The sequence below is a fragment of the Nocardia flavorosea genome (assembly GCF_015477805.1).
Taxonomy (GTDB): domain Bacteria; phylum Actinomycetota; class Actinomycetes; order Mycobacteriales; family Mycobacteriaceae; genus Nocardia; species Nocardia flavorosea_A.
Map to the genome: position 1 here is coordinate 336,179 of NZ_JADLQL010000006.1, position 20,623 is coordinate 356,801.

General features: G+C 66.4%; 22 protein-coding genes. 10 read left to right on the plus strand and 12 right to left on the minus strand.

The genetic code is table 11. From position 1 onward, the window contains the following. Positions 1-22 precede the first annotated feature (22 nt). From IU448_RS25540 to IU448_RS25555, 4 genes are all read left to right on the plus strand, one after another. A complete protein-coding gene (locus IU448_RS25540; RefSeq protein WP_195058231.1) occupies positions 23-1,114 on the plus strand; it encodes an amidohydrolase family protein in 1,092 nt (363 codons plus the stop codon). Between the two features lie 64 nt (positions 1,115-1,178). Then, positions 1,179-2,324 (plus strand): amidohydrolase family protein, encoded by a 1,146-nt coding sequence (locus tag IU448_RS25545; RefSeq protein WP_195058232.1) that lies wholly within the window; start codon positions 1,179-1,181, stop codon positions 2,322-2,324. A 314-nt stretch (positions 2,325-2,638) separates the two neighbouring features. Further along, positions 2,639-3,019 (plus strand): Rieske (2Fe-2S) protein, encoded by a 381-nt coding sequence (locus tag IU448_RS25550; protein WP_195058337.1) that lies wholly within the window; start codon positions 2,639-2,641, stop codon positions 3,017-3,019. Between the two features lie 84 nt (positions 3,020-3,103). Beyond that, entirely contained in the window at positions 3,104-3,973 is an 870-nt protein-coding gene (locus IU448_RS25555; RefSeq protein WP_195058233.1) for an alpha/beta fold hydrolase, read from the plus strand. Positions 3,974-3,990: 17 nt separating this feature from the next. Here the strand turns inward: IU448_RS25555 and IU448_RS25560 are convergent, their stop codons facing one another. Continuing rightward, complete coding sequence (locus IU448_RS25560; RefSeq protein ID WP_195058234.1) at positions 3,991-4,464, minus strand: hypothetical protein; 474 nt, start codon at positions 4,462-4,464, stop codon at positions 3,991-3,993. A 175-nt stretch (positions 4,465-4,639) separates the two neighbouring features. On the opposite strand from IU448_RS25560, the gene IU448_RS25565 reads away from it, so the two are divergent. Together IU448_RS25565 and IU448_RS25570 are read left to right on the plus strand one after the other, a co-directional pair. After that, positions 4,640-5,971 (plus strand): NADH-ubiquinone oxidoreductase-F iron-sulfur binding region domain-containing protein, encoded by a 1,332-nt coding sequence (locus tag IU448_RS25565; protein ID WP_195058235.1) that lies wholly within the window; start codon positions 4,640-4,642, stop codon positions 5,969-5,971. Next, on the plus strand, positions 5,968-6,219 hold the full coding sequence (locus IU448_RS25570) for a ferredoxin (RefSeq protein ID WP_195058236.1): 252 nt from the start codon (positions 5,968-5,970) through the stop codon (positions 6,217-6,219). Before IU448_RS25565 ends, IU448_RS25570 begins: the two co-directional genes overlap by 4 nt. Positions 6,220-6,249: 30 nt before the next feature. Here the strand turns inward: IU448_RS25570 and IU448_RS25575 are convergent, their stop codons facing one another. Beyond that, positions 6,250-6,903: a TetR/AcrR family transcriptional regulator gene (locus IU448_RS25575; protein ID WP_280458060.1), complete on the minus strand. Its 654-nt coding sequence runs from the start codon at positions 6,901-6,903 to the stop codon at positions 6,250-6,252. Between the two features lie 94 nt (positions 6,904-6,997). Here IU448_RS25575 and IU448_RS25580 point away from each other — a divergent pair, with 94 nt between their 5' ends. Beyond that, complete coding sequence (locus tag IU448_RS25580) at positions 6,998-7,471, plus strand: nitroreductase/quinone reductase family protein (protein WP_195058238.1); 474 nt, start codon at positions 6,998-7,000, stop codon at positions 7,469-7,471. A gap of 71 nt (positions 7,472-7,542) precedes the next feature. On the opposite strand, the gene IU448_RS25585 is transcribed toward IU448_RS25580, so the two are convergent. The 6 genes from IU448_RS25585 to IU448_RS25610 form a co-directional block, all read right to left on the minus strand. Beyond that, complete coding sequence (locus IU448_RS25585; protein WP_195058239.1) at positions 7,543-7,785, minus strand: hypothetical protein; 243 nt, start codon at positions 7,783-7,785, stop codon at positions 7,543-7,545. After that, complete coding sequence (locus IU448_RS25590; protein ID WP_280458061.1) at positions 7,755-8,264, minus strand: twin-arginine translocation pathway signal; 510 nt, start codon at positions 8,262-8,264, stop codon at positions 7,755-7,757. Before IU448_RS25590 ends, IU448_RS25585 begins: the two co-directional genes overlap by 31 nt. After that, positions 8,261-9,574, minus strand: a complete 1,314-nt coding sequence (locus tag IU448_RS29830; protein WP_195058240.1) for a hypothetical protein — start codon at positions 9,572-9,574, stop codon at positions 8,261-8,263. Before IU448_RS29830 ends, IU448_RS25590 begins: the two co-directional genes overlap by 4 nt. 20 nt (positions 9,575-9,594) lie before the next feature. Beyond that, positions 9,595-9,900: a hypothetical protein gene (locus IU448_RS25600; RefSeq protein WP_033246807.1), complete on the minus strand. Its 306-nt coding sequence runs from the start codon at positions 9,898-9,900 to the stop codon at positions 9,595-9,597. Between the two features lie 26 nt (positions 9,901-9,926). Further along, a complete protein-coding gene (locus IU448_RS25605) occupies positions 9,927-11,429 on the minus strand; it encodes a class I adenylate-forming enzyme family protein (protein ID WP_195058241.1) in 1,503 nt (500 codons plus the stop codon). A gap of 135 nt (positions 11,430-11,564) precedes the next feature. Further along, positions 11,565-12,224 (minus strand): TetR/AcrR family transcriptional regulator, encoded by a 660-nt coding sequence (locus IU448_RS25610; protein ID WP_195058242.1) that lies wholly within the window; start codon positions 12,222-12,224, stop codon positions 11,565-11,567. 181 nt (positions 12,225-12,405) lie between these two features. Between IU448_RS25610 and IU448_RS25615 the strand changes: the two genes are divergently transcribed. From IU448_RS25615 to IU448_RS25625, 3 genes are all read left to right on the plus strand, one after another. After that, positions 12,406-13,581: an acyl-CoA dehydrogenase family protein gene (locus IU448_RS25615; RefSeq protein WP_195058243.1), complete on the plus strand. Its 1,176-nt coding sequence runs from the start codon at positions 12,406-12,408 to the stop codon at positions 13,579-13,581. Positions 13,582-13,871: 290 nt separating this feature from the next. Next, positions 13,872-14,783 (plus strand): DUF5919 domain-containing protein, encoded by a 912-nt coding sequence (locus tag IU448_RS25620; protein WP_280458066.1) that lies wholly within the window; start codon positions 13,872-13,874, stop codon positions 14,781-14,783. Further along, positions 14,780-15,595: an inositol monophosphatase family protein gene (locus IU448_RS25625; RefSeq protein WP_195058244.1), complete on the plus strand. Its 816-nt coding sequence runs from the start codon at positions 14,780-14,782 to the stop codon at positions 15,593-15,595. Before IU448_RS25620 ends, IU448_RS25625 begins: the two co-directional genes overlap by 4 nt. A gap of 13 nt (positions 15,596-15,608) precedes the next feature. On the opposite strand, the gene IU448_RS25630 is transcribed toward IU448_RS25625, so the two are convergent. The 4 genes from IU448_RS25630 to IU448_RS25645 are packed head-to-tail and all read right to left on the minus strand — an operon-like array spanning position 15,609 to position 20,623. After that, positions 15,609-17,057 carry an MCE family protein gene (locus IU448_RS25630; RefSeq protein WP_195058339.1) on the minus strand — a complete coding sequence of 483 codons (1,449 nt, stop codon included), beginning with the start codon at positions 17,055-17,057 and terminating at the stop codon, positions 15,609-15,611. Between the two features lie 2 nt (positions 17,058-17,059). Then, on the minus strand, positions 17,060-18,334 hold the full coding sequence (locus IU448_RS25635; protein ID WP_228814223.1) for an MCE family protein: 1,275 nt from the start codon (positions 18,332-18,334) through the stop codon (positions 17,060-17,062). A gap of 4 nt (positions 18,335-18,338) precedes the next feature. Beyond that, entirely contained in the window at positions 18,339-19,592 is a 1,254-nt protein-coding gene (locus tag IU448_RS25640) for an MCE family protein (RefSeq protein ID WP_195058245.1), read from the minus strand. Next, entirely contained in the window at positions 19,589-20,623 is a 1,035-nt protein-coding gene (locus IU448_RS25645; protein ID WP_195058246.1) for an MCE family protein, read from the minus strand. Before IU448_RS25645 ends, IU448_RS25640 begins: the two co-directional genes overlap by 4 nt.

Here is a 20,623-nt window from a genome sequence, read left to right on the forward strand (position 1 = left end):
GATTTCGGCGACGAGGACCGCGATGAAGGATCTGCCCGACGGCGCCCGCACCCCGGTGATCGATACCAGCGTGCATATTTTCTTCCGCTCCAACGACGATATGCGCGCCCATCTGCGCGAACCGTTCAAGAGCCGCGGAATCCCCGACCCGGAGATGGACTGGTACGGCGCGCCCGGCGGCGAATACGTCGCCGGCGCCCGCGGGCCCCATAAGGGATACCCGGGTTCGGACCCGGACTTCGTGGGGCAGCAGTTGTTCGGTGAACGCGGTGTCGATATCGCCGTTCTGCATCCGATGACCCGCGGCATCCTGCCCGACCGGCACCTCACCACGGCGGTCCTGTCCGCCCACAACGACATGATGGTGTCGCGCTGGCTCGACAGCGGCACCTATCACGACCGCTTCCGCGGCACCCTGCGCGTCAATCCCGAGGACATCAGCGGCGCACTGCGTGAAATCGAGCGGCTGGGCGATCATCCCCGCATCGTGCAGCTCGGGATCCCGCTGCAATCGCGCGAACTATACGGGAAACCGCAGTTCTGGCCGCTGTGGGAGGCCGCCGCGGCGGCGAACCTGCCGGTCGCCACCCATATCGAGACCGGGGAAAGTATCGGCCTGCCGCCGACACCGTCCGGCCATCCGCGCACCTATGAGCAGTACTTCGGGTTCATGGGGCTGAACTACATCTATCACCTGATGAATATGATCGCCGAGGGCGTTTTCGAGCGATACCCGGACCTGAAATTCGTCTGGGCGGACGGGGGCGCCGATCTGCTGACACCGTTCACCTGGCGGATGGACACCTTCGGCCGGCCGCACCTCGAACAGACACCGTGGGCGCCGCGGATGCCCAGCGACTATCTGCCCGGACACGTGTATTTCGTGCACGCCACGATCGACGGGCCCGGCGACGCTCCGTTCGCGGCGGAGTGGCTGGACTTCACCGGCAAGGACGACATGGTGATGTTCGGGTCCAGCTATCCGCACTGGCATTGCGGCGATACCGATGTCCTGCCGGCCACGCTGAGCAGCGAGCAGCGCGAAAAACTGAACTGGCGAAATGCCGCGCAGCTGTACAGCATCGATGTAGACGCCGTGACGGCGGTCGGCTGATGTCTGCTCCGCGGTCGCGGTGCGGCCGCCCGGCCCCGTCCGCAATGGTGCTCGAGGAGGCGCTATGACCATGGCCCAAGACCAGGTGCGAGTTCCCTCCACGGAACTGGTGCCGGTACGTGTCGTCGATTCCGATGTCCATCCGGTTCCCCGCCGGGGCGATCTGGTGGAACATATTCCGGAACCGTGGCGCAGTTCGTACTTTCTCAGTCGCCGCGTCGGCGACACCATCGTCTACGACGCACCCGATTACGCACATTCGAAAGCCATGCGGGTCGACACGTTTCCCGCGGGCGGCGAATTCCCCGGCAGTGACCCGGATATGGCGTTCCGCCAGCTCATCATGGACGCGGGTTCCGATATCGTGATCCTCGAGCCCACCGTGGTGGCGACCCGGCTGCCCGAGGCCACCGCCGCCATGGCGACCGGGGTCAACGGCTGGTTGAACGCGCAGTGGCTGAATTCGCACAACAACTGGCATCAGCGCTGGCGCGGGTCGATCTGTGTGGCGATCGACGATCCGCACTCCGCGGTAGCCGAGATCGAGCAGTGGGCCGGGCACCCCTATATGGCGCAGATCCTCATCAAGGCCGAGCCGCGGCCCTCCTGGGGCGATGCCCGATACGACCCGATCTGGGCCGCCGCGGTGAAACACGATCTGCCCGTGAGCTGTCACCTCAGCCGCGGCTCCTTCGAGACCATGCCCATGCCGCCGGTCGGCTTCCCCAGCTACAACCACGATTTCATGGTCACCTACTCGCTGCTCGCGGCGAACCAGGTGATGAGCCTGATCTTCGACGGGGTCTTCGACCGGTTCCCGGAGCTGCGCATCGTCTTCGTGGAACACGCCTTCACCTGGATCCTGCCGCTGATGTGGCGGATGGACGCCCTCTACGCGGCCCGCGGCTCGTTCATGTCGATCACCCGGAAACCGTCGGAGTACGTGAAGGAACACACCAAGTTCACCACCCAGCCGCTGGACTATCCGGAGGACAAAACCGAACTCACCCGGGCGTTCGAGTGGATGGAGGCGGACAAGATCCTGCTGTACTCCTCGGACTACCCGCACTGGACCTTCGACGATCCGCGCTGGCTGGTGAAACATCTCCCGCCCGCGGCACGCGAAAAGGTGATGTTCCGCAACGGTATCGAGACCTATCACCTGCCGGAAACCGTACCGGCGCTTCCTGGACAGGTACAGGTGCACTGATGGCGGAACGTCATGATCGGCCGCCCCCGCCACCGGACGCGGATGTCGCAGCGATGCCATCCGAGTCCGGCTCGCCTGCGATACCCCGGTACGGAACCAGCGCAGCAACAACCGACACCAGCACCAGCACCAGCACAGACATGACACCGCCCGAAACCGATGCCCGGCCGGCATCGACTCGCGATACGAGCCCGGCGGCATTCTGCGGGGAAGATCTCCCGGCGACCGATCCCGGTGCCTCGGCTGCCGTAACCGGCGGTATCCCGGGGCACGCCGCTGCCGTGCACGGGTCCGGTGCTCACCCACCGGCACCTGTGGAGGCACCGCGGCTGGCCCAGGGACGAGAGCATATCGTCGCCGCGGTCGACGATATCCCGCCAGGGACTTCGAAAATCGTACCGATCGGGCGGCACGGGGTCGGCGTATACAACGTCAACGGCACCTTCTACGCCATCGCCAACTATTGCCCACACGAGGGCGGACCGCTCTGCGCGGGCCGGGCCCGCGGCCACACCGTCGTCGACGAATCGGTACCCGGAGATTCGGTGATGGTACGGGACAACGAGTTCATCTACTGCCCGTGGCACCAGTGGGGGTTCGAACTCGCCACCGGGACCACCGCAGTCAAACCCGAATGGAGCATCCGCACCTATCCGGTTCGAGTGGTCGGCGACGACGTACTGGTCACCGCCTGAACGAACCGGAAGGCGAGTTCCCGCAGGTCGTTCCCCCGATGCGGCCATCGGAACCGCCGCAGCCAATCCTGTCAGGAGAGTGTTATGCCCGCAGTCACTGTCAACGGCGGCACGGTGATCTACGAAATCCTCGGCGACACTGGCGATCTCATCGTGCTGACTCCCGGCGGCCGCTTCGGCATGGATATTCCCGGTCTGCGGCCGCTGGCCCAGGCACTGGTAACCGGTGGTTACCGGACGCTGCTCTGGGATCGGCCGAACTGCGGCGCCTCCGATGTGCAGTTCTACGGGCAGACCGAATCGCATATGCGGGCCGAAACCCTGCACGGATTGCTGACCGAGCTGGAAACGGGGCCGGTGATCCTGGCAGGCGGTTCCGGTGGTGCTCGGGATTCGATGCTCACCACGATGCTGTATCCGGAACTGGTCAACCGCCTGGTGCTGTGGAATATCGTCGGCGGTGTCTACGGCACCTTCAACCTCGGTGCCCACTACGTTCTGCCGAGCCTGCAAGCGGTCCGAGGCATGGGCATCGAGGGGTTGCTGAAACTCAAAGAATGGCAGGAACGCATCGCGGCGAACCCGGACAACGAACAGCGATTGCGTGCCCTCGACGCCGGCAACTTCGTGAAACTTTCGCTGCGCTGGCTCAACGCCTATGTGCCCAAACCCGGTCAGACGGTTCCGGGCGTGGACGACGAGATGTTCGAACGGATCCAAGTGCCTACCCTGATCATCCGCGGCGGAGCGAAAGATCTGGACCATCCGAAACGCACCTCACTCGAGGTGAGCTGCCTGATCCAGGGATCGACGCTGATCGATCCCCCCTGGCCCGAAGATGCCTGGGAACGCGCCATGGAGGACCGCGCGCACGGCCGGGTTCGACGGTTCAGCATGTTCGACACCTGGGTGCTCGCCGCCCCGGAGATCCTGAAATTCCTGGGCGACCGATGACCTGGTGTCCCGCCGCGTCATACCGTGCTTATCCGGACCTCACAGTTGGTCGATGCCTCCAGCGCGGTATGGATCCGGCTCTCCGGGACCCGCTCGAGATCGGCCTCGCGCAGCCGCACCTGCAGTATGTCGTAGCCGTCGGTGCCCGGCACGCGGGTGATCTCCCCGGTGATCCCGAACCCGGCCAGCACCCCGTGGGCGTCCGCGTCGGTACCGCGACTGATGTAGGTGACAACGCCTGCAACCGGTTCGGTACCGAACACGCAGGCGCAGGCTTCGAGGACGCGCGCCGTATCCTTCGCCGCATCCGCGGTATCGAGGAGCACCTGCACCTCACGCCGGAACCGCGGAACGGCACCGAGATCCTTTCCCAGGACTTCGCCGCCGGTCCCGGCGAGTGCGGCGGCAAGTTCGGCCATACCGCGGGCCAGCGATTCACCGGTGAGCTCACCGCCCGGATCGATATTCACCCGCACCACCGCAGTTCGCATGCTGACGAGCCTAACGGGCTGATCGCACCGCCAACCCCGAATGTGCATCATCGCCTGGTACGCCGAAGGCCGTACCAGACGATGTCGATGTGGGCGGTGCCGCGCAATTTCGCGCCAGCGGCGGAGATAGGCGCCATACGAGCGGCCCGGTGCCGCACCCAGTCAGGAGGCACCGATGCAGCACACCTACCCGTCGGCCGGGGGCCTGACCGTGGTCCCGTACCCCGGTAGCGAAACGCGGCTACTGCGGCTCGGTGGCGGGGCCGAGACCGCCTGTGAATACTGCGACAGCGGAGGTTACCGGCCGATCGGCGCCGTCGCCGAATTGGCCGACGCCGTCGAGCGCAGTGGGCTGCGCGGGCGCGGCGGTGCCGGATTCCCGTTCGCGGTGAAGGTGAACGGTGTGCGCGCCGCGAGCCGCCCGGCAGCCGCCGTGCCGCCCGCCGGCTGCACGGAAACCGTTGTGGTCGCCAACGGTGAGGAGGGTGAACCCGCCTCCTTCAAGGACCGTTGGCTGCTTCGCAACCGCCCGCATCTGGTGCTCGACGGACTGCGGCTGGCCGCCGCGTTGGTGCGTGCCCGGCGCGGCTATGTCTATCTATCCGATCCGGAATCGGAACGGTCGGTGCTATCGGCCCTCCGCGAGCTGGGTGGCACCGTGCCCGGCGGCCCGGAACTCGTTGTCGTCCGGGTAGATCCCGGGTACGTCGCCGGTGAGGAAACCGCCGCGGTCCAGGCGATCAACGGGGGTCGCGCCGTACCCACCGACAAACCGCCGCGACCGTACGAGGCCGGCGTAGCCGGTTTGCCCACGCTGGTCAGTAACGTCGAAACTCTCGCCAATCTGCCCTTCCTGGAACGCTGGGGCGCCGACGCCTACCGCGCCGCGGGCACCGCGCTGTCTCCCGGCACCTTCCTGTCCACCGTCACCGCCGCGCACCGGGCACCGGTCCTGTACGAACTTCCCTACGGCCTGCCGGTCACCGACCTGCTCGCCCTGCACGGTATCCCGGCCGATTCGGTACGCGGAGCGCTGGTCGGCGGATACTTCACGGGCCTGCTCGACTCCACTTTCACCGGCCTGACCCTCGACCACGAAACCCTGCGCCGTGCCGGTTCCGGCCTGGGCTGCGGTGCCCTCGCCGTCCTCACCGAGGAATGCCCGGTCGCCGTTGCGGCCGCGGTCCTGAACTACTTCGACCGCGAGAACGCCGGACAGTGCGGCTCCTGCTTCAACGGCACCGCCGCCATGGCCGCTGCCACCACCGCACTAGCGCAGGGACGCGCCGCCGCGGACGATCTCGACCGCCTGCGACGCTGGTCGACGGTGCTGCGCGGTCGCGGCGCCTGCGGCGCCCTCGACGCTGCCTGTAACACCGCAGCAAGCCTGCTGGACCGCTTCCCCCAGGAGGTCGCCACACATCTCGGCAACAGCTGCGCGGACTGCGCGATTACCCCCGCCACCGACCGAGCCCCCTACCGAGTGGAAACGGAGGCGCTGCTGTGAAGATCAAACTGGACCGCACGCTCTGCGCCGGTTTCGGTATCTGCGCCAAACACGCCCCCGAGCACTTCCCCCTCGACGACTGGGGTTACGCCTCCCTCGCCGGCGCCCCCGTTATCGCCCCGACGGACCAGCCGGCGATTACCCGCGCCCTGCTCGACTGCCCGGTGCACGCCATTACCACAGTGCCCGACCGCGGCCACCCGGGAGTAACATCCGGCCCCAGCGGGGCCGATATCATACAGCAGTAGCGATCCGAAGCGCCCGCGGATCGGCCGATTTCACAACTGACCGCGGACTGTGGTCGCCGGGGCAGGTGCGGCCGCAACGAAACCGTGGAGTAGTGCTTCGAGCGCGAAATCGAAACGGGATGCCCGGTCGGACTGCCCGGCCGCCAGGGCGAACAGCGGGTAGGTACCGGAGTCCGCTGCCTGTGGCGTTTTCACCGGAGTGTCCGGGCTCGGAGGCAATCCGGTGGCCGCGTATCCCAGTACGAAGGCCCCCAGCGCGCGCACCATATCGTAAGCACGTACCGGTTCGATCCCGGCCGAGCAGATCGATTCGAGCAAACCTTCCACGGTCTCCAGATTTCGCGGAGTGAGCGCAGGCCGGGAGGCGACCAGGCCGATCAAGTTGGGGTGCGCCGACAACTTCGACAGGAATGCGTAGGCGAACGCGCTCAGTGTCTCCTGCCATGACGAGGGTTCCCGTGGTGGCGGAAGTTCGGCGAAGAGTTGGTCCACCATCCCGTCCAGCAGCGCTTCCTTGTTCCGGACATGGTGGTAGAGAGTCATGGCCTCCACACCTAGTTCGGCGGCGACCCGGCGCATCGTCAGCCCGCTGAGGCACTCCCGGTCGGCCACGGCTATTGCGGCCCGGAGGATCGCTTCCTTGGTCAGTCCGGCCGTTTGTCCCCGGCTACGGTTTGCTGGCACAACTCTCCTCTTGACGATTCTTATCGCATAAGAATATCCTACGAAACAGAAACATACGTTGTAAGAATATTCGGCAGCACACTGGAGGAAGATCATGCTCGGTCGCTTCTTTGCGGCATTCAAGCGCCGGCAGTATCGCGGCGGCCGGCCGGGTCGCTGGGCGCGAATCGAGAACCGGCTGTCCGCCATCGTCTTCGCGGCGGGCGTTATGCCCGAACGAGCGGCCACTCTCGACGTCCGTGGCCGGAAATCGGGCCGGCTCATCTCTTTTCCGATCGCCATCGCCGACCACGAGGGTGAGCGGTATCTCGTCGCGATGCTGGGCGAGCGGACGAACTGGGTACTCAACGTACGAGCGGGTGACGGCCGGGCTGTCTTGCGTCACGGGCGACGCGAGGAGGTCCGGCTGATCGAGGAACCCGCCGCCCGGCGCGCGGCCATTCTTCAGCGCTTTCTACAGGTGGCGCCGGGCGCGCGCCCACATTTCCCGATCGACCGGAATGCCGCCTCGACCGAGTTCGAACGTATCGCCGACCGTTATCCCGTCTTCCGCATTGCCCACGCCTGACGCCGGCCGGCCTGGCCGCCGGCCGGACGCGGCGCGCCCCGGCCGAGGGCGGCGCCGTGCCGTGGTGAGGGTCAGCGCGTTTCCTGCCGGCCCCAGGGCATTCCGCAGCTGATATGCATTTCGCTGTCGGCCGCGCCGTCGGCAAAGGTGCGTACGGTGGTCGAGGCTTCGGCGGCATATCCGCAACGCGGGCAGACCGAGAAATAGTCGAGCACCGGGTAGATCGTGACGAGTACCGGCGCCTCGGACCTCGGCCGGGCCGCGCCGCCCGGGTCGCCGGTGTTCAGACCGGATCGAACGCCGAGATCAGCCATGAGTCTTCTACCTTCGACAGCGTCACCCGGACGCTACTGGCGGCCAGCGCCGGATCGGGTTTCTCGGCGCTGGTGGTGGTCTGGTTGATGAACAGCAACGCGACCGCCGAATCGGGATGTATTTCGGCGACCGCCGAGCGCACGACGCTCGCGGAGGTTTTCACCGATTTCTCCTTCGCGGCGGGCGCGATGACCTTTTCGGTGAACTGGGTGTAGTAGTTGAGGAAATCCCCGGTCATCCTCGATTTGGCGGCGGCGAAATCCTGGTCCAGCGATTCGGGAGAGTACGACAGCAGGGCCACGGTGCCCTCGGTCGCGGCGGAGAGCACGTCGTTCTTCGCCGCGCCACCGCGGGAATCGGGCCGGTACTGGAAGACCAGCAGCGCGGCGGCGAGGGCCACCGCCACTACGGCCAGCAGGGTGAGCAGAACCGGTTCCGGGGACCGGCGGACCTTGCGGAGCAGGCTGGGGATTCTCACGGTACGAACTCCACTTTCGACATCTTCAACTGCGAGTCCTCGCGGGTGACGGTGACACTGAGCCGCCACACCCGTGGTTCCTGCTGCGCGCCTGCCGTGTTGGTGACCCGGGAGACCGCCGATACCAGCACGACCGCCGATTCGTCGGTCATGGATTCGACCGCGACCGCGGTGATCTCGCCCTGGGTCGCGACCTTGGACTGCTCCACGACCTTGATGAAATCCTCCGACCGCGTCTGGAAATCGGTGCGGAAGGCACCCGTGGAATGGTCCAGAACGCGTTTCACATCATCGGCGGCATTACCGGAATCCAGTGTGGTGAGCGCGATAACACCTTCCCGAGCGGCATTGAGGAACTCGTCCTCCCGGGCCTGGTCAGCGGCGATCTGCTGATGGTTCCAGATCGAATAGCCACCGGTCACCAGAGCGGCGAGCACGATCAGCGCCACCAGAGCCCGGGCGATTCCCCGGCGGCTCGGCCACCGGGTCGTACTCGTTCCCACCCGTCTTGCGGCGGCCCGGAACCGACCGGCGAATTTACTCGGCCCGGCCGGCAACCGCTTCGTCATGGCGGTGCCGGCTCCGAATTCCCGGTCCGACGTGGCTTGCTTCGAACCACCGTCGCTGGCATCGAATCCGGCTGCGGTATCGACGTCGGAGCCCGCGTCGTCCGACCGATCGATTCCCGAACCGGGCCGCGTTGCGCGCAGCCCCGCGGAATCCGCGCCTCTCGACATATCGCCGCTCGAATCGGGACCCGCCGGGTCACCGTCCTCGGCACCAGCCTTCTTCGACGTATCGACAGTTGGGCCCGTACTTGTGTCTGCATCGCGCTGCGCTGTGGCATTCGATGCGGTATCCGCCTGCGCGGCGGCGAACTCCGAGTGGGGGCTTTTCGACAGCAACGCCGACGCCGCTCCGGATGTGGCCGTCTCCCGGCTCGGCGGCTCAGTACCGGCGCTACCGGTCATTCCCGAGTCGCCCGCGACCGCAGCCGTCGGCGCGGCTCCGGCATCACCGATATGCGTGGTGTCACCGGGATCCGTGACTTCACCGGTTTCCCCGGCGTCCGCAGTGGACGATGCCCCGAAATCCCCCGGAACCGCATCGCTACCGGCCGTATCGAATCCCGGCGGCGAACCCGCGCCCCGTTGCTCCTCCGCCTCGCGGCGCAGTTTCGCGGCCCGGGCCCGAGCCCGGGCCGCGGTCGCGGACGCCTGCGCGGCCAGCGCCTCGGCTTCCGCCGCCGCTGCCTCGGCATCGGCTTGTTCGGCCGCCAGGATCAGCGGGTCGGTGGCGGTTTCGGGCATCTATCCCACCTCGATCACTCTCAGTCGCTCGCGGGCAGCGGCTTTGCTTCCTTGATGGTCAGCGGTGTGGCCCCCACGCTGAGGGTGCCGGCACCCGCCTTGGTCACCAGGACCTCCGCACCCTGGTCGTCGACGTAGCGTTTACCGATCAGGTTGCCGTCGGCGAAACCTTCCTGCGGACCACCGTCCGACGGGGCCGCGCCACCGTCGATGGGCACCATCGGTACGCCGCCGGCCCGCAGATCGTCGAGGCTGTCGGCGGCCCGGACGATGATCACCTCGGTAGTACACACCTGACTCCGTAGCCGGGTCCCGGTTTTGGCCATGATCTTCTTCCTTTCGCGTGCGGCGGCTACGCGCCGGCGGTTTCGCGGGTGAGTTCGGCGACGATTTCGCGCCGCAGGATCTTCCCGGTCGGGGTGGCGGGTAGTTCATTGCGGAACACCACGCGGTCGGGGGTGCGCGAACCGCGTAGTCCGGAGCGGACATAGCCGCGCAGCTCTTCGGGGTCCGGCGTCCGGCCGGGTTCGGCGGGTACCACGACCGCGACGATGATCTGCCCCCATTCGGCGTCCTCGACGCCCACGACCGCGCAATCGTGCACGGCCGGATGTTCCACCAGCACGTCCTCGATTTCGGCGGGTGCGATGTTCTCACCGCCGCGGATGATGGTGTCGTCGCTGCGGCCGTGGATGAACAGGTAGCCGTCGGCGTCGAGTACGGCGAGGTCCCTGGTCGGGAACCAGCCCTGGGCGTCGAGTACCGAACCGATCCCGGTGTACCGCCCGGATACCTGTGGACCGCGGACAAACAGTTCCCCGGCGACCTCGGCCGGCAGAACCGCGCCGGTCTCGTCGCGGATCTGCACCTCGATCCCGGGTACCGGCTGCCCGACCGAACCGAGCCGGCGCGCCACCTTCTCGTCGCCGGAGCCGAGCGCTGCCCGGTGGTCGTCGGGGCCGAGTACGGCGATGGTCGAACTGGTTTCGGTGAGCCCGTAGGCATTGACGAAGCCGACTTCCGGCAGCAACTCCAGCGCGGTCCGCACCAGCGGCAGCGCGACTTTGGAGCCGCCGTAGGCCAGCGTGCGCAGGGTCGGCAGGCCCGATCCGGTGGCTTTCAACGCGCCGACGATCCGGTCCAGCATGGTCGGGACCACGGTCGCGGTGGTGACCCGTTCGGTCTCGACGAGCCGGATCCATTCGCGCGGATCGAAACTGCGCAGGTAGACCATTTTTCGGCCGGCGTAGAGGTTCGAGAGCGCGGCCCCCACCCCGGCGACGTGGTAGGGCGGGACGCAGATCAGCGAGACGTCGTCGTCCGCGGCGGAGGCGAATTCCACCGTGCCGGTGATATAGCTGACCAGGTTGTTGTGCGACAGTTCGACCGCTTTGGGCTGCGAGGTGGTCCCGGAGGTGAACAGGGCGACGGCGGGCGAATCGGGGTCGGGTTCGGTGCCGGCCGGTTCGGTATCGCGGGCGGCTGCCAGGAAACGCGCCGAATCCCACAGCAGTTCGGCGGTGCCGGTTACGGCGCCGGTGTAGGCGTCGTCGTGGATCACCAGGGGTGCGTCGAGCCGGCGGATCAGTTCGGCGAGTTTATCGCCGCCGAGGCGGTAGTTCAGCGGCGTGAACGGCACACCGGCCCGGGCCGAGGCGAAGATCAGCAGCGGCAGGAGCGTTCCGCCCGTACCCACGTACGCGACACTGCGGGCACCCGAGCCGGCGATCGCGCCCGCTCCCCCGTGGGCCAGCGCATCCAGTTCGGCGCTGTTCCACCGCGATTCGCCCGATACGACGGCCGCCCGATCGGGATTGTTCGACGCCGCCATATCCAGCAGTAGCGAAATACTCATACGACTACTTCCTGAATGCCGGGCGCCGCGATACAGCGCCCAGCCGGTAGTGATACCGATATTCTCGGAAACAGAGAATATCATATCCGCTGGCCTGGCAGCCCGAATCGACCAACCGGCCGGTCCGTACCGCACTCACCGCCGCACACCCCCGCTCAGCACACCGAACGCACACAAGTTCCACACTTCCGTCGCAGTGATCGGATGGGCACCGTCATCGGATCGGGCCCCCTGCGCCACGAACATCACCGTTTGCAGCGTCATGGCCGCGAGCCGCCGCGGACGCGTCCCCGCGCGCACGTACCCCGCGACCTCGGCGGCACCCGCCAGATCGGCGAGCAATTCGAACAGCGACGCGTGCGCGACCTGGATCTCGATCGGATCCGACATCAGCAACCGGGGTGCGAATTCGGTGAACAGCGGCCGATGCGCGCCGGGGTCGGGCCGGCAGAACTCGAACAGCAGTTCCACGGCCGTGCGGAGTTTGTCCAGCGGATCGGCACCGTTTCCGATAGCTTCGCGGATCTGACCGGCCACCTTGGCAATCGCCTCCTCGTAGAGAGCCAGCAGCAATTCGTGCTTCCCGTCGAAGAGCAGATAGAAGCTGCGCAGCGATTGACCCGCCTCGTCGACCACCTCGTGCATGGTGAAATCGGTACTGCCCCGCTGGGTGATCAGCGCGCGCGCCGCATCCAGGAAACGCTGCACCTGCGCACTGCCGAACAGTTCGGTGGTGCGCACCGAACGCGCATCGATCCGCTGCTGCAGGGTCAGCCCGCTACCGGTACTCCGCATGGCCGTACCTCCGATTGCCGTATCCGTCGATCGGCCCGCGCGATCGCGCGCCGGCCGCTCACTCGTACCGCGGCGGGAACCACCGGAGTGGACCCGTTGCCCGGCCCGGCTACCGACCGCGGAAACTAGAATATCCGGTTGCGAGAATGGTATTCTCATATTCGATCAAAGGAGGCACACAGTGCAGCTGACTTTCGACGAGGACGTGGAAGAGTTCCGCGCCGAGTTCATCGCGTTCCTCGACGAGCATCTGCCGCCCGAGGCGGTCGCCACCGAGCGCCCGCAGTCGAGCTCGCACGTGCCCGCATGGTCACGCGCCTGGCAGAGCACGCAGTTCGACCACGGCTGGCTGGTCCCCGGATATCCACCCGAATTCGGTGGCCGCAATGCCACGGTTCTGCAGCAGTACGTGCACCGGGAAGAACTCGGGCGCCGCAAGATCTACGAAAGCTGCAACCCGCAGGGACAGGGCATCATCGCCGCCTCCCTCATCACCTTCGGTACTCCCGAACAGCAGCAGCGCTGGGCCGTACCGATCCTGCGCGGAGAAATGCCCGCCGCCCTCGGAATGAGCGAACCCGGCGCCGGTTCGGATCTGGCCGGCCTGCGCACCCGCGCGGCCCGCGATGGTGACCATTTCGTCGTCAACGGCCAGAAGGTCTGGACCTCGGGCGCCCACGACTCCGATGTGATCCTCACCTTCGTCCGCACCGACCCGGACGCCCCCAAACACAAGGGCATCTCGGTCCTGCTGATCCCCACCGATACGCCCGGCGTCCGCCGCCGCCCGTTCGCCTCGGCCTGCGCCGGCGACGATATGGACTTCAACGAGGTGTTCTTCGAAGGCGCCCGGATCCCGGTGGAGAACCTGGTCGGCGAACTGAACCGGGGCTGGACGGTGGCCACCGGCTCGCTCGGCCACGAACGCACCCTGCTGTGGATGAGTTTCGCGCAACGCCTGCGCATGCTGGTACAGGATTTCCGGCCACGCACCGAACTCGAAATCGACCGTTTCGCCGGCGTGGTCATGGATCTGCAGGCACTCGAACTGCTCGGTTCGACGGCACTGGCCAAAGAATCCCGCGGCGAAGCGGATGTGGCCGCACTTTCGGTACTGAAGCTACTGGGTTCCGAGAGTGTGCAGCGCGGTCTGGAAGCCGCCCTCGATGCCGCCGGCGCCGAAGGACTCGAACATCCCACGGTCACCTCCCGGCACAGCCTGCTCAACCTGGAAGACCACGCACCGAGCTGGTTCGAACGCTATCTGCGCAGCTTCTCCGGAACCATCGCGGGCGGCACCTCCGAAATCCAGCGCAATATCATCGCCCAGCGCATCCTCGGCCTGCCCCGCAGCTGACAGCGACGGAACGGGCCGAATGCAGGAGAGGACCCCGGCAGGTCGGTACCGTCCTGGTCGCCGTTCGGCAACATTCCTCCCGGTTGCGGCGACTGGTCAGGTTCAGCATCGGCCGGTTCATCCTCCCGCGGCGGCAAGGCCAGGACGACAGTGAGGCCGGCCAGGGCGAGCGCCAGGGCAACCAGCGAAAGATCCCAGATAGTCATCGGATGCCGCCCTCCGGTTTCGGTTGCGGCCACTGGTAGCCGAAGGGATACACCTGCATCGGCGTAATGAGGACGGCCAGATCGGTGATCAAGCTGCGAATCATTTCCGCATGCTCGAACCCGGGCACCACGGCAGCTCGGGCGGTTCTGAAAGTACTGTTGCGGGAACGCCATATCCAAACGCCGTCCGCCTTCAACCGAGAGTACGATCGCCATGCGATAAAGGTCGACTCCACGCTGGTCGGATGTGGCCCCAAGAAAGCGCAGTTCTACCGGTGGCTATCCGGGGAGATCGCCGGGTTGCCTTATCCCCACCACTGTCGCGTCCTACAGTCGATGTTTCCGGACAGGTCCGTCGACGAGTTGTTCAGGCCATACGATGGTGCGGTCGCTGGTATTTCAGCAAAGCACCACCGGTCCGAGGTTCTCCCGGCTCCCGGACAGCCCGTCCACCGTACCGCCGATGTCGAATCCGTATTTGCCAGCCGTATCGCCTTCGCCCGGGACATGCCGCCGCAGCAGTTGTTCGGTAGCGCCACAACCATAGACATGGTCGGCATATCCCTGAACATGCTGTGCCAGCAGCACTCCGACCGTGAGATCGTCCGGCTCATCGAGTCCGGAACCACGATGAGGTGCCTTTTCCTCGCTCCCGGAGGGGAAGAGATATCGCGGCGTGAAGCCGAAGAAGGGCAGGTGCCGGGCACCTTGTCGAGCTTGACCGCATTGAACATCAGAGCGCTGCAGCGGATTCGGGATAATACCCGTCCGACAGAAGCTGGTTCGTTACATATTCGGGTGTATGACGAAACTGCCCGATTCAATATCGTCATTGTCGACTCATCGCTGTGTGTCGTACAACCCTATCTACCGGCAGCGCGCGGTCTCGAATCACCCACTTTCGTTGCGCGCAAGGCCGAAGCAGCCGGGATATTCGATACATTCGCCAGCGTCTTCGAAGATATCTGGGCCCGAGGAAAGGATCACGGTTCGTGACCGCACCCGAACTCACCGCGTTGCTGACGATTGCCCGCGCCGCGGTCGCGGAGGGGGCCGCGCTGCTGGCGAGCGCTGTACCGGGGGCAGTGCACGCGAAGGGCGAGCGTGACTACGTCACCGAATTGGACCTGGAAGTCCAGCGGACAGTTCAGATGCACCTGAATGCCGCTACACCGCATATCGAATTTCTCGGCGAGGAGTCGAGTAGCAACCGAGCCGCTGCACTGGAGGAGGGGCCGCTGTGGATACTCGACCCCATAGACGGAACCTCGAACTATATTCACGGTCTACCGCTCTGCGCTGTTTCCCTGGCGCTGGTTCGCGAGGGGCGGCCGAGGGTGGGCGTGATCCGTGCGCCCTTCCTCGGTCTCGAGTACTACGCCGCCGAAGGTCTCGGCGCCTACGTCGATGACCAGCTCATCACCACGGGTAGGGCACGGCGTATCGGTGAGGCCATCGTCTCGATCGGTGACTACGCGGTCGGGGCCGACGCTGCCGCTACGAACCGTGCGCGGTTTGCGCTCACTCAACACCTGGCCGCGGTCGTGGAACGCGTACGGATGTTCGGCTCCGCAGCGCTGGATCTGGCGTGGGTGGCGGAAGGCCGAACGGACGGCTGCGTAATCTTGTCCAACAAGCCGTGGGATATGGCAGCCGGAGTGGTCATTGCCAGGGAGAGCGGCGCGGTGGTTACCGATTCCGACGGCACGGACCACAGTATGCGGGCCCGGCACACCATCGCCGCCAACCCGGTGATTTCCCGGGAACTGCTACGCATGACATCTGAATCGCTGGATTCCGCTGTGTGAGCGGGATCCGGACTCAGTGCGGGAGCATGTCCTCCCAGCTGCCGTGGCTGTCGGCCACCAGATCGGTCTGGCGGTACAGCTGTCCGTCCGGGGCCAGGTATTCACCGGTGTCCGGGTCGTATTGGGCGTAGGCGACCGCGGGCGCGGCGGCCGGGGCGGGGTCGGTCGCGGCTGCGGGGGCGTTGCCGGGGGGCGGGTCGAAACGCGAATCCGGCGGGATGCCCTGGCTTTCCAGTTCGGGGTCGCGGGGATACGGGCCGACCACGGGCTGTTCGGGTGCGACCGGCACGTATTCCTGGTCGCTGTTGCAGATCGCCGCGGTCGGCGCGCGTTTGGTCGGATCGTTGGCGCAGGGGATATTGCGCGCACCGCGGACTCCGACCGGATGGTCCTGCGGCAGTTTGCAGTACAGGTTGTCGGGGGTGTCGATGGTGGTGGTGTCCTGCGGGGAGCGCCACTCTGAGGGTGGCAGGAATCCGACGGTACAGGCCGGCGGGTCGGAGACGCCGCTCACCCGGAAATCACCGATACCCAGGCCGGAGGCATTCTTGGTCGGCTGGACGGCCTGGACCAGCGAAACCACGGGCGGGAGCAGGACCAGTAACTGTTCGAGGCCGGCGTTGTAGGTGACGCCGAGCTGCCCGACCGAGGTCAGGTTGGACAGCAGCACCGGCAGGGTCAGGTCCACCGAATCCAGTAGCGCCGCTACCTCGTCGGCGAAAGCCGGACCGGAATGCAGCACTGTGCGGATCTGCGGATCGTTGGCTACGAGCTGTCCCGTCACGTCCGCGGTGGCGCGGGTCCAGATGCGGATCGCGTCGGCGGTCTGCACCTGGGAGTCGAGTAGTGGTTGTGCGTCCTGGACCAGGGTTCTGGCGGCATCGCCGACGCCGTTCATCTCGGCGGTCAGTTTCTCGGCGGAGGTGAGCAGCGAATCGAGGTCGTAGCTCGCGCCGTTGACACCGGCGAACATCTCGTCGAGGAGGCGGCGCAGATCGTCCTCGGGAATCGTGTCCACGAGGGCGCTGAGTTCGTCCAGCATCGGGCCCACCGGCTGCGGCACGGCGGTATCGCGGCGTTCGATGGTGGCGCCGTCGTAGAGGTAGGGCGGGGAATCGGTGCGGGGCAGCAGGTCGACGTACTGTTCGCCGACCGCGGATACGCTGCGCACTTCGGCGGTCAGATCGGTGGGTATCCGGTAGGAACCGTCGATCGCGAGGGTGGCGCGGACCCCGTCGCCGGCCAGTTCGACCTCGGTGACCTTCCCGACCCGGATACCCCGGTAGGTCACATTGCCGAACCGGTACAGGCCGCCGGCCTCCGGCAGTTCCACGGTCACCGCGATGGTGCCGATACCGGCGAGGGTCGGCAGGCGCATGTACATCACCGACATCACGACCAGCCCGATCACCGATAGCACACTGAAGATGACCAGCTGGGCTTTGACGAAACGGGACAGCAGCATCAGCCGCCTCCGATCCCGGGAATCCGAGGTAGCTGGATTTCCGGCAACGGGAACGGCAGACCCGGTGCCGGAGCCGGCGGGGGTGCTGGGGCAGGCGGCGGTGCAGGAGCCGGGGCAGGTGCCGGTGGGGCCGGGGTGGGTGCGGTGGCCGGTGGCGGGGCGATACCGAAACCGAGTGGGTTCCTGGTCTGCTCGGCATAACCTGGATCGCCGACAGCGGCCTGGATGACCGCGGTCGGATCGCCCCACGGTGTGCCCAGCAGCAGTTCCCGCCGCAGCCGGGGAATGGTGAGGTCCACGGTGGCGAACAGATTGATGAAATCGCCCCGGACCCCGTTGTCGACCAGGTACTGCCCGTAGGGGAACACCGTCGCGAATTGGATCGCCGAATTGATATCCGGCCCCACATCCGCGAGCGCCTTCAAAGTGGGCTCCAGATTGCGCAGATTGGTGAGCAGATCGTCGTGCGCCGCGGTGAGGACCCCGTTGGCGGTATCGCTGAAGGCGCGCAGCCGGTCCAGTGCGGTGACCAGATCGGGTCGTTCGGCGATGAGGACATCCAAGGCCGGCGGGATCTTGTGCAGGGCCTGGGTGAGGACATCGCGCTGCGCGGCGAAGGTGCCGCCGAGCCGGTTCAGGCCGTCGATTGTGGCGACGATATCGGCGCGCTGCGCGTCGAGAGTGCCCAGGAAGATGTCGAGGCGGTCCAGCAGGGCCCGGATATTCGTCTCACGTCCTTCGAAAGCGGCGCTGAGACTGCCGACGATATCGCCGATCTGTCCCAGTCCACCCCCGTTGACCACCACCGACAGCGCGGCGAGCGTCTGCTCCGTCGACGGGTAGGTGGCGGTGTCGCCGAGTTCGATCCGCGCCCCGGGTTCCAGCCGGCCCTGCGGTGGTTCCCCGGGCGGCGGGTCGAGCGCCAGGTGCATCGAGCCGAGCAAGCTCGTTTGCCCGACCCGGGCCTGCGCATTCCCCGGTATGACCTGACCGGGTTCGATGGACACCTCCACCAGCGCATGCCAGTTCTCCACCGTGATATCGCCGATACTGCCAACCACCACATCGTCGATGAGCACCGGCGAATTCGGGGTGAGCGTGCCGACATCGGACATTTCCACGTACAGCACGGTGGCGTCGGGGCCGCGGCCGGTGGCGCCCGGTAACGGTAGCGAATTGACGCCGTTCCAGTGGCAACCGGTGACCGTCAACGCCACGCACGCGCAGCCGAGCATCGTGGTGCGCACCGACTTGTTCCGTCGTGATTTCGCCATGTGATCACCGCCCGCCGGGAAAGAGGATGTCCGGAAGCGAGGGCACCGGCGGGCCGGGTGGCGGCGGGCCGGGCGCGGCCGAGGCAGCAGGCGCCGGTGGAGCCAGATGCGGCTCGCTGTAGATGACGTTGTCCGGATTCGCCGAGGGCCCCAGGACCGGATTCACCGGGACCGGCAGGTAGTTGAAATTCAACAGCCCGAGCACCGGCCCTAGGTAGTCGCGGCATTTCCGCGCCGCTTCCTCGGCGCCGATATTTTCCACGCTGGCGATTCCACCGCAGACGAATTCGATCGGATTGGAGAAGTTGTTCAGCACGAAAACCCCTGCTTCGGTGCCGGTATCAGGGTTGTAGATGTTGTAGAAGTTGGCCAGGCTGGTCGGGAAGACATGCAGTAGTTCCTCGAGTTCGCCGCGGTTGTTCACCAGGTTCTGGGTGACGTCGGCCAACCGGCCGACCTGCTCGGCGGCCTTGTCCCGGTTCTCCGCGACGAAGCGCTGCACCTCGCCCACCGCGATGGACAGGTTGGCCAGTGCCGCGTCGAGGTCGGAGCGGCTGTCGGAGAGAACACTGCTCAGGGTCGCCAGCCGGTTCTGGAACTGCATGATCTGCACATTGCTGTCGCGTAGTGCGGTGACGAAGGTCTGCAGGTTCGCGATGGTCGAGGCGATATCACCGCTACCGGCGGCCAGGATGCGCCCGACTCCCGACAACTGCGACAGCACCTGCCGCAGTTTGCCGCCGTTACCGGCCAGTGCGTCGGCGGCGCTGTCGATGAACCGCCCGGCCGGGCCGGAGGTCCGGTCGCCGTCGGGCCCGAGTTCGGTGGCCAGCCGGGTGAGCTGGGTTTTGATCTGGTCCCATTCGACCGGGATCGCGGTGCGTTCCAGCGGGATCACCGTATCGTCGGCCATTATCGGCCCGTCCCCGCGATAGGCGGGGGTGAGCTGGACGTAGCGGGAGTCCACCAGGCTCTGCGCGACGATCACCGCACCGGCGTCGGCCGGGATATCCACGCCGCGGTCGATATGCATTGTCATTTCCACGGCGGTACCGCGGGGTTCGATGGCGGCGATGGTGCCGATCTTCACGCCCGAGACCCGCACATCGTCGCCGGGGTAGATCGCGGTCGCGGTGGTGAAGATCGCGCGCACGGTGGCCGGCGCGAGCACCGCGCGGTGCACCACGACGAACGCGGCGGCCAGCACCGCCAGGGCCAGGGCACCCGCGGCCAGCCGGATGATCAGTGTCCGGTTCATCGTGGCGCTCCCGGTTGCGGTATGGGCTGCAGTTGCGGTACCGACCCGCCGAACGCCGCGTCCACGAACGGCCGGATCCACTGGGCCGGGATGAGGTTGGCGACATAGGCGTTGTAGAACGGCCCACCCGAAACGGCTTCCCCCTGGGTGAGCGAGGTTTTCGCGAGCCCCGGTATCGCCTCGGCGATATTGTCCCGGTTGCGCTGTAGTACCTCGGCCACCGAGTTCAAGCGGTCCAGTGCGGGCCCCAGTTCCGCCTCGTTATCGGCCACCAGCTGGGTGAGCTGGTCGGCGACGGCGGCCGTATCGGCCAGCAGGGTCGCGATCGCCCGGCGGCGTTCGTCGAGCATTCCGACCAGCGTGTTCGCATTGAGCAGCATGGTGTTCAACTGCTCGCTGCGATCAGCGAGTATTCCGGTGACCTCCTGGGCGGCAGTGAGCAGCTCGCCGAGCGCGGTATTGCGGCTGTTGATCGATTTCGACAGCTCCGACAGTCCGTCGAAGGCCGGGCCGAGTTGCGGTGCGATCGAATCCAGCGTGCTGGAGAGCATATCCAGTGAGCTGTTCAGGGAATCGGTGTCCATCGCCGCGCTGGTGGTGGTGAGGTCGCCGAGCGCGTCGGTGAGCGAGTAGGGCGACGACGTGCGTTCGACCGGGATCGTGTCCAGCGGGCGCAGCGGTTCGGCACCGTGCGAAACCAGCGTCATGATCCGTTTGCCCAGCAGCGATCCCGTTTTGATCTGCGCGGTGGTGTCCGCGCCCAGTGAGACCGAATCGCCGACGGTGAACACCACCCGGGCCTGACCGCGGTCGAGCCCCACCTCGGTGACGCTGCCGACCTTGAATCCCGAAACGTGCACCTCGTCACCGGCCTCGAGTCCGCCGGCTTCGTCGAACACCGCCTGGTAGCGGACCGTTGTCCCCCAGGCAATCACCTGCTGCGATTGCAGGCCGAGGGAGATGACGCAGAGGATGAGCACGATCCCGACCAGACCGTGCCGCAGTAGATGTCTTCCGCGGTATCGAAACAT

Excerpts from the sequence above, each read along its gene's own strand:
- IU448_RS25635 (WP_228814223.1), bottom strand. The coding sequence starts at position 18,334 with ATGGCGAAATCACGACGGAACAAGTCGGTGCGCACCACGATGCTCGGC.
- IU448_RS25580 (WP_195058238.1), top strand. The coding sequence starts at position 6,998 with ATGCTCGGTCGCTTCTTTGCGGCATTCAAGCGCCGGCAGTATCGCGGC.
- IU448_RS25555 (WP_195058233.1), top strand. The coding sequence starts at position 3,104 with ATGCCCGCAGTCACTGTCAACGGCGGCACGGTGATCTACGAAATCCTC.
- IU448_RS25585 (WP_195058239.1), bottom strand. The coding sequence starts at position 7,785 with ATGGCTGATCTCGGCGTTCGATCCGGTCTGAACACCGGCGACCCGGGC.
- IU448_RS25565 (WP_195058235.1), top strand. The coding sequence starts at position 4,640 with ATGCAGCACACCTACCCGTCGGCCGGGGGCCTGACCGTGGTCCCGTAC.
- IU448_RS29830 (WP_195058240.1), bottom strand. The coding sequence starts at position 9,574 with ATGCCCGAAACCGCCACCGACCCGCTGATCCTGGCGGCCGAACAAGCC.
- IU448_RS25640 (WP_195058245.1), bottom strand. The coding sequence starts at position 19,592 with ATGAACCGGACACTGATCATCCGGCTGGCCGCGGGTGCCCTGGCCCTG.
- IU448_RS25600 (WP_033246807.1), bottom strand. The coding sequence starts at position 9,900 with ATGGCCAAAACCGGGACCCGGCTACGGAGTCAGGTGTGTACTACCGAG.
- IU448_RS25545 (WP_195058232.1), top strand. The coding sequence starts at position 1,179 with ATGACCATGGCCCAAGACCAGGTGCGAGTTCCCTCCACGGAACTGGTG.
- IU448_RS25560 (WP_195058234.1), bottom strand. The coding sequence starts at position 4,464 with ATGCGAACTGCGGTGGTGCGGGTGAATATCGATCCGGGCGGTGAGCTC.
- IU448_RS25605 (WP_195058241.1), bottom strand. The coding sequence starts at position 11,429 with ATGAGTATTTCGCTACTGCTGGATATGGCGGCGTCGAACAATCCCGAT.
- IU448_RS25610 (WP_195058242.1), bottom strand. The coding sequence starts at position 12,224 with ATGCGGAGTACCGGTAGCGGGCTGACCCTGCAGCAGCGGATCGATGCG.
- IU448_RS25645 (WP_195058246.1), bottom strand. The coding sequence starts at position 20,623 with ATGTTTCGATACCGCGGAAGACATCTACTGCGGCACGGTCTGGTCGGG.
- IU448_RS25540 (WP_195058231.1), top strand. The coding sequence starts at position 23 with ATGAAGGATCTGCCCGACGGCGCCCGCACCCCGGTGATCGATACCAGC.